The sequence below is a fragment of the Albimonas marina genome (assembly GCF_029223255.1).
Taxonomy (GTDB): Bacteria; Pseudomonadota; Alphaproteobacteria; order Rhodobacterales; family Rhodobacteraceae; genus Albimonas.
This window is the reverse complement of record NZ_JARHUC010000006.1, coordinates 96,346-110,175: the sequence shown is the minus strand read 5'-3', so window position 1 is coordinate 110,175 and position 13,830 is coordinate 96,346. Positions and strand designations below refer to the sequence as shown.

The window sequence follows — 13,830 nt, the reverse complement described above, 5'->3', positions numbered from 1 at the left end:
GGCGATAGTGCGCCCAACCGACAGACGGGCCGGCCAGCAGAGCCGCCCGCCCCCCAGGGGAGGACCGAATGACCATAACCCGCGACCCGCGCTTTGATTTTACCGGCCGGAAGGTATTCGTGGCCGGCGGCACCAGCGGAATCAACCAGGGCATCGCCGAGGCCTTCGCGGTCAACGGCGCCACCGTGGGCGTGTTCTCGCGCAGCCAGGAGAAGGTGGACGCGGCGGTCGAGCGGCTGAAGGGCCTGGGCGACGGCCCCGCCTTCGGCATGGCCGGCGACGTGCGCAAGCCCGAGACGGTCGAGGCGGCGCTGGCGGCCTTCCACGAGGCTTACGGCGACATCGACGTGCTGGTCTCGGGCGCCGCGGGCAACTTCCTGGCGCCGGCGGCCGAGATGTCGCCCAACGCCTTCGCCACCGTCATCGGCATCGACCTGAACGGCACCTTCAACGTGCTGCGGCTGGGGTATCAGTACACCTCGAAGCCCGGCGGCTCGATGATCGTGATCTCGGCGCCCCAGTCGACCCGGCCGACCATGTACCAGGCCCACGCCTGCGCGGCGAAGGCGGGCATCGACCAGCTGATCCGGACGCTGGCGCTGGAGTGGGGGCCCGTGGGCATCCGCGTGAACGGCATCGTGCCCGGCCCCATCGCGGGGACCGAGGGCGTCGACCGGCTGTTCAACACCGACGAGGCGCGCAAGCGCCTGATCGAGAAGACGCCGCTGCGGGTCATGGGCGGGCTCGAGGACTGCGCCAACATGGCGATGGTGCTCTCGACCGACCTGTCGAAATACGTGACCAGCGCGATCATTCCCGTCGACGGCGGCTCGACCGTCGCGGGCGGGTCCGACTACGGCTCCGACGTGTCCCGTCGGAACGCCTGACGCAACAAGACCAAGGAGAACCCTGATGAGCGGACTTCTGGACGGCAAGGTCGTCGTCGTCACCGGCGCGGGCGGCGGCATCGGCCGCGACATGGCGCTGGCCTGCGCCAAGGCCGGCGCGAAGGTCGTGGTCAACGACATCGGCGCCTCGGTCTCGGGCGAGGGCGGCGACGCCGGCCCCGCCAAGCAGGTCGCCGAGGAGATCAAGGCCGCCGGCGGCGAGGCCGTTCCCAACATGGACTCGGTCGCCGAGCCCGCGAGCGCGAACGCCATCATCCAGCAGGCCGTGGACACGTTCGGCCGCGTCGACGGCGTGATCAACAACGCCGGCATCCTGCGCGACCGCATCTTCCACAAGATGTCCGAGCCCGAGTGGGACGCGGTGATCAAGGTGCACCTCTACGGCGCCTACTACATGTCCAAGGCCGCCGGCGCGCACTTCAAGGAGCAGGAGTCGGGCGCCTTCGTGCACATGACCTCGACCTCCGGCCTGATCGGCAACTTCGGGCAGGCCAACTACTCGGCCGCGAAGCTGGGCATCGCGGCGCTGTCGAAGTCGATCGCGCTCGACATGCAGCGCTTCAACGTCCGCTCGAACTGCATCGCGCCCTTCGCATGGTCGCGCATGATCGCCTCGATCCCCGTGGACACGCCCGAGCAGGCCGCCCGCGTCGAGAAGATGAAGCGCATGACCACCGCCAAGATCGCGCCGCTCGCCGTCGCGCTGCTGTCGGACAAGGGCGAGGACGCCAACGGCCAGATCTTCGCCGTGCGCGCCAACGAGATCTTCCTGATGTCGCAGCCGCGCCCGATCCGCTCGGTCCACACCGCCGAGGGCTGGACCCCCGAGAGCGTGATCGAGACCGCCCTGCCCGCCCTGAAGGGCAGCTTCTTCGATCTCGACCGCTCCGGCGACATCTTCACCTGGGATCCCATCTGATCCCGGCCCCGGCCCGCCCCTTCCCGGGGCGGGCCGTCCCCCGCGGACGCGATCCCATGCGCCGGCCCGCCGCCGGCGCATCGCAACGCGCCCCATCCGAACCGAGGAGACAGCCATGGCCAACGCCGGCGTCGACGACGACATCTTCGAAGCCCTGCTCGACACCGTTCGCCGCTTCGTGCGCGAGCGGCTGATCCCCGCCGAACCCACCGTCGAGGAGACCGACGAGATCCCGGCCGACATCGTCGCCGAGATGAAGGAGATGGGCCTGTTCGGCATCTCGATCGCCGAGGAGCACGGGGGCCTGGGCCTGTCGACCCTGCAGGAAGCGAAGCTGATCGAGGAGCTGTGCTACGCGAGCCTCGTGTTCCGCTCGCTGATCGGCACCACCGTGGGCATCGGCTCCCAGGGCATCGTGATGGACGGGACCGACGCCCAGAAGGCGGAGTGGCTGCCCAAGCTCGCCACCGGCGAGGCGATCTCGGCCTTCGCGCTGACCGAGCCCGACTACGGCTCCGACGCCTCGCGCATCAAGACCTCGGCGCGCCGGGACGGGGATGACTTCATCATCAACGGCACCAAGCGCTACATCACCAATGCGCCCTACGCGACGGTGTTCACGGTCATGGCCCGCTCGAACCCCGAGATCTCGGGCGCGCGCGGCATCTCGGCCTTCATCGTGCCCGCCGACACGCCCGGCATCACGGTCGCCAAGCCCGACAAGAAGATGGGCCAGCGCGGCGCCAAGACCGCCGACGTGATCTTCGAGAACGTGCGCATCCCCGCCTCGGCGATCGTCGGCGGCGAGGCGAACGAGGGGAAGGGCTTCGTCACCGCGATGAAGGTGCTGGACCGCGGCCGGGTGCATATCTCCGGCATGGCGACCGGCACCGCGCAGCGGATGCTCGACATGGCGACCGACTACGCCATGGACCGCAAGACCATGGAGAAGCCCATCGCCGAGCATCAGCTCGTCCAGGCGATGCTGGCCGACTGCCAGACCGAGATCTACGCGATGCGCAGCCTCGCCCACATGGCGGCCACCCTCTACGACACCAAGGGCGCGGCCCCGATGGAGGCCGCCTGCGCCAAGTACTTCACCACCGAGGCCGCGGGGCGCATCGCGGATCGCTGCGTGCAGATCTTCGGCGGCGCCGGCTACATGGCCGAGTACGCGATCGAGCGGCTGTATCGCGACGTGCGCCTGCTGCGCATCTACGAGGGCACCAGCCAGATCCAGCAGACCACCATCGCCAAGGGCCTGGTCAAGCGCCGCGCCGAGCTGCGCTGAGGCCTTCGGGACCGACCGGAAGCAAGGGGGGCGGGCGCGCAGGCGTCCGCCCCTTTCGCGTCAAGGGATCGGCGGTCGCGCCATCGGGAACGCCGATCCCTTGAAGCGTGGGCGCCCGGGGGTGTATCCAGAGGGAAGGTCGCCGATGGGGAGTGGCGGCCGACCTTTGAGACCGGACAGGGTGACTTCATGAAGCGCATCGCCAGCCGACTTTCGGCCGTCGCCATCCTCGCGGCCGCCGCCGCAGCGACGGGGCCGGGAGCGCCGGCGCAGGCCGCCTCGATGGACCCGTTCCTCGAGCAGCAGCAGACCGAGCAGGCGCTGAACCAGGCCGTCGCCCTCTACGCCAAGGGGGACTACGACGGGGCCGAGAAGGTCGCCCGGAACTACCTTCGCTTCGACCCGTCCTCGCCCAAGGCGCACGAGGTGCTGGGCGCGATCCTGGCCCGCAAGGGCGACGTCGAGGGCGCGATGGAGGAGCTGGACATGGCCGTCCGGCTCGACCCCAACCAGCCCGCGCCGCACGTCAACCGCGCCGTCCTGCTGATGGGCATGGACAAGCCCGAGGAGGCCCGCGAGGCGCTGGAGAAGGCGGTGGAGCTCGCCCCCGACATGCTGCCCGCGCGCGAGCGTCTGGGCCGGGTCTACGAAGGGCTGGGCCGCTACGACGAGGCGATCGCGCAGTACGAGGCCTTCGTCGCCAAGGCGCCCGAGACCGAGACGCCGGGCGTGCGCGTGAACCTCGCGAACCTCTACAACGCCCGCGGAGACTACGACAAGGCGATCGCCACCCTCTCGCCCTGGCAGCGCGACCGCAACGTCGACAGCGCCGTGCAGCGGGTGCTGGGCGACGCGATGCTGGGCCAGGGCCGCGGCGACGCCGCCGTGCGCCAGTTCCGCTTCGCCATCGACGTCGATCCCGACAACCCCGCCAACCAGCTGGGCCTGGGCATCGCCCTGCGCGCGACCGCCGGCTATCGCCAGGCGCTCGACATCTTCGAGACGCTGGCCAAGCAGGCGCCGGAGTCGCCCGTGCCGGTGATGCAGATCGCCGAGACGCAGCTCGCCATGGGCGAGGTCGCAACGGCGAAGGAGACCTTCAACCGTGCCATCGCGATGGCCGCCGCCCCCGGCCGGCTCGAGCAGCGCTACGCCGCCGTGCTGCTGTCGACGGGCGAGCCCGCGGCCGCCGCCGAGGTGCTGGAGGGGACGATCGCGCGCGACGGGGCCGACCCCCGCTCCCTCGCCTCGCTCGCCGCCGCCTACGACGCCGCCGGCCAGACCGAGCGCGAGCGCGAGACGCTGGTGCGCGCGACCGAGGACTTCCCAGACGACGTGGGCGGCTTCATCCGGCTGGCGATGAACCAGCGCGACGCGGGCGAACTCCAGGGCGTGCTCGAGACGACCCAGGCGGGGCTGGAGCTGCACCCGTCCGAGCCGGTGCTGCTGCGCCTGGCCGCCATCGCCGCGCGGGACCTGGGCCACGACGAGGACGCGGTGCGCCTGGGCGAGCGGCTGCTGCGGCTGGAGCCCAACAGCGTTCCCGACCGCTTCATCTACGCCACCCTGCTGGACCGCGCGGGCATGGACGGCCCCGCCGCCCAGTTCTACCGCCAGGTGGCCGAGCGCCAGCCCGACAACTGGGCGGCCATGAACAACCTGGCGCTGGTGCTCTCGCGCCTGGGCAAGGACCAGGAGGCGCTGACCTACGCGCGCCGCGCCTCGCAGCTTCAGCCCGACAACCCGGCGGTGACGCACACGCTGGGCTACGTGCTCTACAAGGTCGGCTCGCTGGGCGAGGCCGAGAAGCTGATGGAGAAGGCGGTGCTGGCCCTGCCCGACGTGGGCGAGATCCGCTACCACTACGGCTACATCCTGCTGGCCCGCGGCCGCGAGGAAGAGGCGCGCGAGCAGCTTGAGCTGGGCCTGGAGATGGACCCCGAGAACGTCGAGGCGCCCAAGGCCAAGGACATGCTGCTGCGCATGTGAGCGCCGCTCCCTCCGGCGGAGGGGGCAAATCGTGCGACATGAAAACGGCCCCGCGGGCGATCCCGCGGGGCCGTTTCGCATCTCGGCGCCCCTGCCCGGCCGCTGACAAGGCCGGGCCGGCGTCGCGCCGTCAGACCAGGCGCGACTGGCGCACCGCGGCCTCGACGAAGCTGCGGAACAGGGGGTGGGGGTCGAAGGGCTTCGACTTCAGCTCGGGGTGGAACTGCACGCCCACGAACCAGGGGTGGTCGGGCAGCTCCATGATCTCCGGCAGGCGACCGTCGGGCGAGAGGCCCGAGAAGGACACGCCGCAGGACTCCAGCCGCTCGCGGTACTTGATGTCGACCTCGTAGCGGTGGCGGTGACGCTCGGCGATGGCGGTGTCGCCGTAGATCTCGGCCACCCGGCTGCCCTGGGTCAGCACGGCGTCGTAGGCGCCCAGCCGCATGGTGCCGCCCTTGTCGTCGCCGACCTCGCGCTTCACCGTCTCGTTGCCCTCGACCCACTCGGACATGTGGAAGATCACCGGCTCGAAGCGGGCGGTCCCGTCCTTGGCCTCGTGGTCGAACTCCTGGGAGCCGGCGTTCTCGATCCCCAGCAGGTTCCGCGCCGCCTCGATCACCGCCATCTGCATGCCGAGGCAGATGCCCAGGTAGGGCACCTTGCGCTCGCGCGCGAAGCGGGCGGCGTTGATCTTGCCCTCGGTCCCGCGCTCGCCGAACCCGCCGGGGACGAGGATGCCGTGGAAGCCTTCCAGCTTGGCGGGCGCGTCGTCGGCCTCGAACACCTCGGCGTCGATCCACTCCACCCGAACCTTCACCCGGTTGGCGATGCCGCCGTGGGTCAGCGCCTCGTTGATCGACTTGTAGGCGTCTTCGAGCTGCGTGTACTTGCCCACGATGGCGATGCGGACCTCGCCGTCGGGGTTGTGCACCGCGTCCGCCACGTCGTGCCACTTGCGCAGGTCGGGGCGCGGGGCGGGGGAGATGCGGAAGGCGTCGAGGACGGCCTGGTCCAGCCCTTCCTCGTGATAGACCAGCGGCGCCTCGTAGATCGACTTGAGGTCGAGGGCCGCGATCACCCGCTCGGGGCGCACGTTGCAGAAGAGGGCGAGCTTCTCGCGCTCCTTGGGGGGAATCGGCGTCTGGGCGCGGCAGACCAGCAGGTCGGGCGCGAGGCCGATCGAGCGCAGCTCCTTCACCGAGTGCTGGGTGGGCTTGGTCTTCAGCTCGCCCGCCGCGGCGATCCAGGGCAGCAGGGTGAGGTGGATGAAGATGCAGTCCCCCGCCGGCTTCTCCTGGGAGAACTGGCGGATCGCCTCGAAGAACGGCAGGCCCTCGATATCGCCGACGGTGCCGCCGATCTCGCACAGCATGAAGTCGACCTCATCCTCGCCGATGCGGATGAAGTCCTTGATTTCGTTGGTGACGTGGGGAATGACCTGGATGGTCTTGCCCAAGTAGTCGCCGCGCCGCTCCTTGTCGAGGACGTTCTGGTAGATGCGCCCCGAGGAGATCGAGTCGGTCTTGCGGGCGGGCACGCCGGTGAAGCGCTCGTAGTGACCCAGGTCGAGGTCGGTCTCGGCCCCGTCGTCGGTGACGAAGACCTCGCCATGCTCGAACGGGCTCATCGTGCCCGGGTCGACGTTGAGGTAGGGGTCGAGCTTGCGCAGCCGCACCGAGTAGCCGCGGGCCTGAAGCAGCGCCCCCAGAGCGGCGGATGCGAGGCCCTTGCCCAGCGACGAAACCACGCCGCCGGTGATGAAGATGAAGCGCGCCATGTAAGCGGGTTCCCGTGGTCGATCCTGCGACGGCCGGAGGGGCGCAGGCCTGCGCCCGTCCCTCATGCACGGGACTCACGAAATACAGCATTTCGTGGCCCGCCACAAGGCGGCCGCTAGGTGGAGTGTCCTTAGATGAGCCGGTCCCCAGCACGGGCGCTCCGGCGATGGTGGGCGGTGACGGGATCGAACCGCCGACATCCTCGGTGTAAACGAGGCGCTCTGCCAGCTGAGCTAACCGCCCGGTCGCGCGAGGGGATAGGCGATGGGGCGCGGGGCGTCAATCCGCTTGCAGGCGCCCCCGCGCCCCCGCGGCCGCGTGCACGATCCGTGCAGACGCCCGTCTGCACAGGCGCCCCGTTCCGGGACAGGCGGCCGGCGATGCGACGCCCGCCGCCCGCAGGCCCGGCGCGCGTCAGTCGGTCATCGGCCCCGTGCCGACTCGCGGGTGCGGGCGGCCGCCGTCGGCGAAGGCGGCGACGAAGAGGATCTCGTTCGGCAGCGGCGCGTCGGCCACGCAGACGGTCAGCGTGTCGAAATGGGCGAAGGACCAGGCCTCGTCCTTGTGGCCCAGCGGCACGTCGAGCACGGCCCCCGCCGCCCCGATCTTGGCGTTGGAGGGGATCAGCGCCGCCCCGCCGCCGGCCGCCGCGCGCATCGGCGCGCCGAGGCGGGGGTGGATCAGGGCGCCGCCATGCTCCATGTCGCCCGCCACGCCCACCAGGGCCGCCTTGCCGTAGCTGACGGGCGGGCCGGCGAGGGCGGCGACGGCCTCCTCGGCCATCTCGGGGCCCAGCTTGCGGGCGAGCTCGAACAGCGGGGTCAGGTCCTGCTCGAACCGGCCGGCGAAGGGATTGGCCACCACCGCGATGGCGGCGACGCGGGTGATCGGATCGCAGGCCCGGCCGTGGGCGTCGGCGACGACCGTCTCGCGCAGCAGCAGGCGCTTGCGGATCGGGGGAAGGGCGGTCATCGGCGAAGCCTCCGTCAGGCGGTTGGATGGGCGGAGCTTGCCGCGTGGCCGCCGCCGCCACAAGCCGGCGGCTCAGGCGGCGTCGGGGCGCGGACCGCCGAGGCCCAGCCAGCGCGCCAGCCCCAGCCGGCGCAGGAGGGCGTCGGCGCCGAGCGGCAGCAGCACGCCGCCGACGAGGACCACGGGCAGCAGGATCGCCGGATCCTCGATCCCCGCGCCTTTCTGGAGGGCGATGCGCAGCCCCGCCAGCGCGAGGATGTGCATCACGAAGATCGAGAGCGAGCGCCGCCCCAGCATCCGCAGCCAGCCCAGGTCGAGCCGCTGGGCCAGCGCCAGCGTCGCCAGCATCCCCGCCAGCGCCGAGGGCAGCAGGAGGGGCGAGTGGTAGGACAGTCCCAGCGCCGACCCCGCCTGGACCTGCACCAGCCCCGCCCCCAGCATGGCCCCGGCCCAGCCGAAGCAGACCGCGAAGCCCGCCGGCACGACCCAGAGCGGCAGGGTGCGCGGCCGCGCAAGGGCGCCCAGGACGAAGAACAGGAAGAAGTAGGCGAGGCGGAAGGGGAACTCGACGGAGAGGAGGGGGCTCAGCGCGAAGATCGTCAGCGCCGCCAAGCCCAGCCGGCGGTCCAGCGGCGCCACGGCCGCGACCAGCATGTAGACGAAGAGCGCGTAGAGGAACCAGAAGGGCGAGATCGGCCGCCAGGGGATCGCCAGCAGGTCGGCGACCGTCGCCTGCCCGTTGGTCATCCCCGCCAGCGCCACCGCGACGCCGCCCTGGATCAGCGACCAGACGAGATAGGGGTGCAGCAGCCGCCCCGCCTTGCGCCGCACGAAGCCGGGACGACCCAGCGAGGCCGGCACGCTCATCCCCGCCAGCGCCATGAACAGGGGCATGTGGAAGCTGTAGAGCAAGTAGTCGGCCAGCGCCCAGCCGGGGTCGGAGAGGAGGCCGGCGGACCGCAGGCCGCGCTCGGCATGGCCGAGGACCACCAGCAGGATGCCGATGCCCTTGGCCGCGTCGATCCAGCCGATCCGCTCGCTCATGCCGCTCCCCTGCCCGCGCCCGGGAGCGACTCTGGCCGAGCCGGCCGGCGAGGTCGAGCGGCGGCAGGGCGGCGGCGGGCTGAAAGCGAACGCCCCGCCTCCTTGCGGGGGCGGGGCGTCGCGGGTTCAGGGGCCGTCAGGCGGCCTGGATCAGTGGGCGCGGACCTCGGCCGTGGGGACCTCGGCCGCGCGGGAGGCGGCCTCGGCCTCGGCCTCGGTCCACTCGGTCGGCTCGGGCTGACGGGTCAGCGCGTGCTTGAGGACCTCGGAGACCGACTCGACCGGGATGATCTCCAGCCCCGTCTTCACGTTGTCGGGGATGTCCGGCAGGTCCTTCACGTTCTCCTTGGGGATCAGCACCGTCTTGATGCCGCCCCGCAGGGCCGCCAGCAGCTTCTCCTTCAGGCCGCCGATCGGCATCGCGTTGCCGCGCAGGCTGACCTCGCCGGTCATGGCGATGTCCTTGCGCACCGGGATGCCGGTCAGCACCGAGACGATGGCGGTCACCATCGCGAGGCCGGCCGAGGGACCGTCCTTGGGCGTCGCGCCGTCGGGCACGTGCACGTGGATGTCGATCTTCTCGAACACCGGCGGCTTCACGCCGAGGTCCACCGACTTCGACCGCACGTAGGACGCGGCCGCGTCGATCGACTCCTTCATCACGTCGCCGAGCTTGCCGGTGGTCTTCATCCGGCCCTTGCCCGGCAGCTTCAGCGCCTCGATCGACAGCAGGTCGCCGCCGACCTCGGTCCAGGCGAGGCCGGTGACGACGCCGATCTGGTCCTCCTCCTCGGCGAGGCCGTACTTGAAGCGCGGCACGCCCAGGTGATCGGCGATCTTGGCGACCGTGACGTGGACCGACTTGGCGCCGTCCTTCACGATCTCGGTGATCGCCTTGCGGCAGGTCTTGGCGAGCTCCCGCTCGAGGTTGCGCACGCCCGCCTCACGGGTGTAGCGGCGCACGATCTCCAGCAGGGCCTCGTCGTCGATCGCGTATTCGGACGGCTTCAGCCCGTGCGCCTTCATCTGCTTGGGCAGCAGGTGACGCTTGGCGATCTCCAGCTTCTCGTCCTCGGTGTAGCCGCTGATCGAGATGATCTCCATGCGGTCCAGCAGGGGCCGGGGCATGTTGTAGGAGTTCGCCGTGGTCAGGAACAGCACGTTCGAGAGGTCGTACTCGACCTCCAGATAGTGGTCCATGAAGGTCGCGTTCTGCTCCGGATCCAGCACCTCGAGCATCGCCGAGGCCGGGTCGCCGCGGAAGTCCTGGCCCATCTTGTCGATCTCGTCGAGCAGGATCAGCGGGTTGACCGACTTCGCCTTCTTCATCGACTGGATGATCTTGCCGGGCATCGAGCCGATGTAGGTCCGACGGTGGCCGCGGATCTCCGCCTCGTCCCGGACGCCGCCGAGCGAGATGCGGATGAACTCGCGCCCCGTGGCCTTGGCGACGGACTTGCCCAAGCTGGTCTTGCCGACGCCCGGAGGGCCGACGAGGCACAGGATCGGACCCTTCAGCTTCTGGCTGCGCTGCTGCACGGCCAGGAACTCGACGATCCGCTCCTTGACCTTCTCGAGGCCGTAGTGGTCGTCGTCCAGGATCTTCTGGGCGTTGTTGAGGTCCTTCTTCACGCGGGTGCGCTTGCCCCACGGGATGGACAGCATCCAGTCGAGGTAGTTGCGCACGACGGTGGATTCGGCGGACATCGGCGCCATCTGGCGGAGCTTCTTGAGCTCGGCCATCGCCTTGTCCTTGGCCTCGGACGAGAGCTTGGTCTTCTCGATCCGGTCCTCGTACTCGCCGATCTCGTCGCGGCCGTCCTCGCCCTCGCCGAGCTCGCGCTGGATCGCCTTCATCTGCTCGTTGAGGTAGTACTCGCGCTGGGTCTTCTCCATCTGGGTCTTGACCCGGCTCTTGATCTTCTTCTCGACCTTGAGCACCGAGATCTCGCCCTGGATCAGGCCATAGATCTTCTCCAGCCGCTGCTCGACCGACAGCGTCTCCAGGAGGGCCTGCTTCTCAGAGAGCTTGACCGAGAGGTGGCCGGCGATGGTGTCGGCGAGACGGGAGGGGTTCTCGACCTCGGAGATCGAGCCCAGCGCCTCGTCCGGCACGGACTTGTTGAGCTTGACGTATTTCTCGAACTCGTCGGCGAGCGAGCGGGTCAGCGCCTCGACGGCGGCGGCGTCGCCGATCTCCTCCTCGAGCAGCTCGGCGGTCGCCTCGAAATACGGGTCGGAGCCGGAGAAGCCGGTGATGCGCGCGCGATGCTGGCCCTCGACCAGCACCTTCACGGTGCCGTCGGGCAGCTTCAGCAGCTGCAGCACGTTGGCCACGACGCCGGCGCGGTAGATGTCGTTCTCGTCCGGGTCGTCCTCGCCGGGATCGGTCTGGGAGGCGAGCAGGATCGACTTGTCGGTCCGCATCACCTCTTCCAGCGCGCGCACGGATTTGTCGCGGCCGACGAAGAGCGGGACGATCATGTGGGGGAAGACCACGATGTCGCGCAGCGGCAGGACCGGAAGGGTGACCTTGCCGGTGGGAGGGGCGCTCGTGGAGGTCTCGGACATGGTTCTTCCTTTTCGGCGGATCGCCCGGTCCCGGCCAGCGGCGACGGGGGGATCCCGGGAGGGAGTCGTCGCCCGCGAGACGCGGCCCGACGAACCGTGAAGGTGGAGCGCGAAGGGCCCGGAATCAAGGAGTCGAAGGTCGCGGGGCGGGGGCGTCCAGGCCGATCAGCATGAATCCTCGGCCCGCAGGTCGCGAAGGAAGGCGGCGAGCTCGGGCGCCTGCGTCTCCACGGCGCGGGCGAGCTCCAGGGCGACGGCGCGCTCCCTTGCGTCGGGCTGCGGGACCTCCTCCGCGACCTCCTCGGCGGAGAGCCCGTCGCCATGAAGCTCCAGCGCCTCCGCCGCCGTATAGGAGCCGCGCGAGGCGGCGCAGCCGGCCAGGAGCAGGGCGCGCAGGTACGGGTCCTCCGTCCGGCCTGCCCACGCGAGGCACAGCGCGTCCAGGTCCCGCTCCAGTTCCGCGAAGGTCTCGGCGAGGGCCGCGAGCCGCGGCTCGTCCGCCTCGCGGAGGCGGTCGTCCTCCGGCAGCCACGCGAACTGGTGGTCGGCCTCGTCGAGGGTGAGGCCGCGCAGGTCGGACCCGGGCGCGTCCGGCTCTCTCGCGCCCTGCAGCACGGTCGCGAAGAAATGCGCCAGCGTCTCGCCTCCGGCCTCCCGCATTTCCCAAAGCCAGGGGATCGCGGCCCAGGTCGCGGGGTAGAGGTCGCCTTGATGATGCAGCCGCTCCCACAGCAGGCGCTCGGCGACCTCGGGCGTCCACTGTTCTTGGAGGGCGCGGAGATCGCCGGGGACGTCCTGAACGCCATAGGGGCCGTAGAGGCGCGACCAGAGCGGATCGTCGAGGGAAATGAGGGGCATGGAAAGCCTTGCGGGAATGCAGGAGCCGCACTCTCTCCAGCCGCCGCCTCCGCCGCAAGAGCCGGCAGGCGCGCGCAGACGCGGCCGGATCCGGGGCGCGACGGCCCTAGGCGTCGAACCCCGGGCGAGCGTCGGGACCGCAAGCCCGTCCGGCCACCCAAACGAAACGGGAGCGCCCCATGGGGCGCTCCCGTCGAAACGTCGGCCGTGGCGGAGGGCTCAGGAGGCCGAGACCTTGGCGTCCTTGTCCTGCTTGTCCGCGTAGATCAGCAGCGGCTTGGCGCGGCCCTCGACGACCTCGTCGTTGACCACCACCTCTTCCACGCCCTCGGAGCCGGGCAGGTCGAACATGGTGTCGAGCAGCACGTTCTCCAGGATCGAGCGGAGGCCGCGGGCGCCGGTCTTGCGCTCGATCGCCTTGCGGGCGATCGACGACAGGGCGGCGTCGGTGAAGGTGAGCTTCACCTCCTCCATCTCGAACAGGCGCTGGTACTGCTTCACCAGCGCGTTCTTCGGCTCGGCCAGGATCTGGACCAGGGCGGCCTCGTCGAGGTCCTTCAGGGTCGCGATCACCGGCAGACGGCCCACGAACTCGGGGATCAGGCCGAACTTCAGCAGGTCCTCGGGCTCGAGATCCATCAGCACGTCGCCGATGCGGCGGTCGTCCTCGGAGCGGACCTCCGCCCCGAAGCCCATCGCCGAGCCCTTGCCGCGCTGGGAGATGATCCGGTCGAGGCCCGCGAAGGCGCCGCCGCAGATGAAGAGGATGTTCGTGGTGTCCACCTGCAGGAACTCCTGCTGGGGATGCTTCCGGCCGCCCTGGGGCGGGACGGAGGCCACGGTGCCCTCCATGATCTTCAGAAGCGCCTGCTGGACGCCCTCGCCCGACACGTCGCGGGTGATCGAGGGGTTGTCCGACTTGCGGCTGATCTTGTCGACCTCGTCGATGTACACGATCCCGCGCTGCGCCCGCTCGACGTTGTAGTCGGCGGACTGGAGCAGCTTGAGGATGATGTTCTCGACATCCTCGCCGACGTAGCCGGCCTCGGTCAGGGTCGTCGCGTCGGCCATCGTGAACGGCACGTCGAGGATGCGGGCGAGCGTCTGCGCGAGCAGAGTCTTGCCGCAACCGGTCGGACCGATCAGCAGGATGTTCGACTTCGCCAGCTCCACGTCCTGCTGCTTCTGGGCGTGGTTGAGGCGTTTGTAGTGGTTGTGGACGGCGACCGACAGCACGCGCTTGGCCACCTGCTGGCCGATCACGTAGTCGTCGAGCACCTGGCAGATCTCGGTGGGCGTGGGCACGCCGTCGGACGATTTCACCAGGGAGGTCTTCGTCTCCTCCCGGATGATGTCCATGCACAGCTCCACGCACTCGTCGCAGATGAACACGGTGGGGCCCGCGATCAGCTTGCGGACCTCATGCTGGCTCTTTCCGCAGAAAGAGCAGTAGAGCGTGTTCTTCGAGTCCTGTCCGGTCGGCTTGGTCATCCAGTT

At 70.2% G+C, this 13,830-nt stretch carries 10 protein-coding genes and 1 tRNA gene; 4 read left to right on the top strand and 7 right to left on the bottom strand.

What is annotated here, in order from left to right:
• Positions 1–68 precede the first annotated feature (68 nt).
• The 4 genes from P2H44_RS16990 (at position 69) to P2H44_RS16975 (ending at position 5,107) form a co-directional block, all read left to right on the top strand.
• The gene (locus P2H44_RS16990) at positions 69–887 is read left to right on the top strand and encodes an SDR family oxidoreductase (protein ID WP_275765252.1); all 819 of its coding nucleotides are present in this window, start codon (positions 69–71) and stop codon (positions 885–887) included.
• A 25-nt stretch (positions 888–912) separates the two neighbouring features.
• Positions 913–1,827 carry an SDR family NAD(P)-dependent oxidoreductase gene (locus tag P2H44_RS16985; RefSeq protein WP_275765250.1) on the top strand — a complete coding sequence of 305 codons (915 nt, stop codon included), beginning with the start codon at positions 913–915 and terminating at the stop codon, positions 1,825–1,827.
• A gap of 115 nt (positions 1,828–1,942) precedes the next feature.
• Positions 1,943–3,118, top strand: coding sequence for an acyl-CoA dehydrogenase family protein (locus P2H44_RS16980; protein WP_275765249.1), 1,176 nt, complete (start codon positions 1,943–1,945; stop codon positions 3,116–3,118).
• 189 nt (positions 3,119–3,307) lie between these two features.
• Positions 3,308–5,107 (top strand): tetratricopeptide repeat protein, encoded by a 1,800-nt coding sequence (locus P2H44_RS16975; protein ID WP_275765248.1) that lies wholly within the window; start codon positions 3,308–3,310, stop codon positions 5,105–5,107.
• Positions 5,108–5,237: 130 nt separating this feature from the next.
• Here P2H44_RS16975 and P2H44_RS16970 read toward each other — a convergent pair whose 3' ends face one another.
• The 7 genes from P2H44_RS16970 to clpX form a co-directional block, all read right to left on the bottom strand.
• Positions 5,238–6,887, bottom strand: coding sequence for a CTP synthase (locus P2H44_RS16970; protein WP_275765247.1), 1,650 nt, complete (start codon positions 6,885–6,887; stop codon positions 5,238–5,240).
• 168 nt (positions 6,888–7,055) lie between these two features.
• Positions 7,056–7,131, bottom strand: a tRNA-Val gene (locus tag P2H44_RS16965).
• Positions 7,132–7,302: 171 nt separating this feature from the next.
• Entirely contained in the window at positions 7,303–7,860 is a 558-nt protein-coding gene (locus P2H44_RS16960; protein ID WP_275765246.1) for an amino acid synthesis family protein, read from the bottom strand.
• A gap of 72 nt (positions 7,861–7,932) precedes the next feature.
• Positions 7,933–8,904, bottom strand: coding sequence for an acyltransferase family protein (locus P2H44_RS16955; protein WP_275765245.1), 972 nt, complete (start codon positions 8,902–8,904; stop codon positions 7,933–7,935).
• Between the two features lie 150 nt (positions 8,905–9,054).
• Positions 9,055–11,475: an endopeptidase La gene (gene lon / locus P2H44_RS16950; protein ID WP_275765244.1), complete on the bottom strand. Its 2,421-nt coding sequence runs from the start codon at positions 11,473–11,475 to the stop codon at positions 9,055–9,057.
• Positions 11,476–11,640: 165 nt separating this feature from the next.
• On the bottom strand, positions 11,641–12,333 hold the full coding sequence (locus P2H44_RS16945) for a hypothetical protein (RefSeq protein ID WP_275765243.1): 693 nt from the start codon (positions 12,331–12,333) through the stop codon (positions 11,641–11,643).
• 219 nt (positions 12,334–12,552) lie between these two features.
• Positions 12,553–13,824: an ATP-dependent Clp protease ATP-binding subunit ClpX gene (gene clpX / locus P2H44_RS16940; protein ID WP_275765242.1), complete on the bottom strand. Its 1,272-nt coding sequence runs from the start codon at positions 13,822–13,824 to the stop codon at positions 12,553–12,555.
• Positions 13,825–13,830 lie beyond the last annotated feature (6 nt).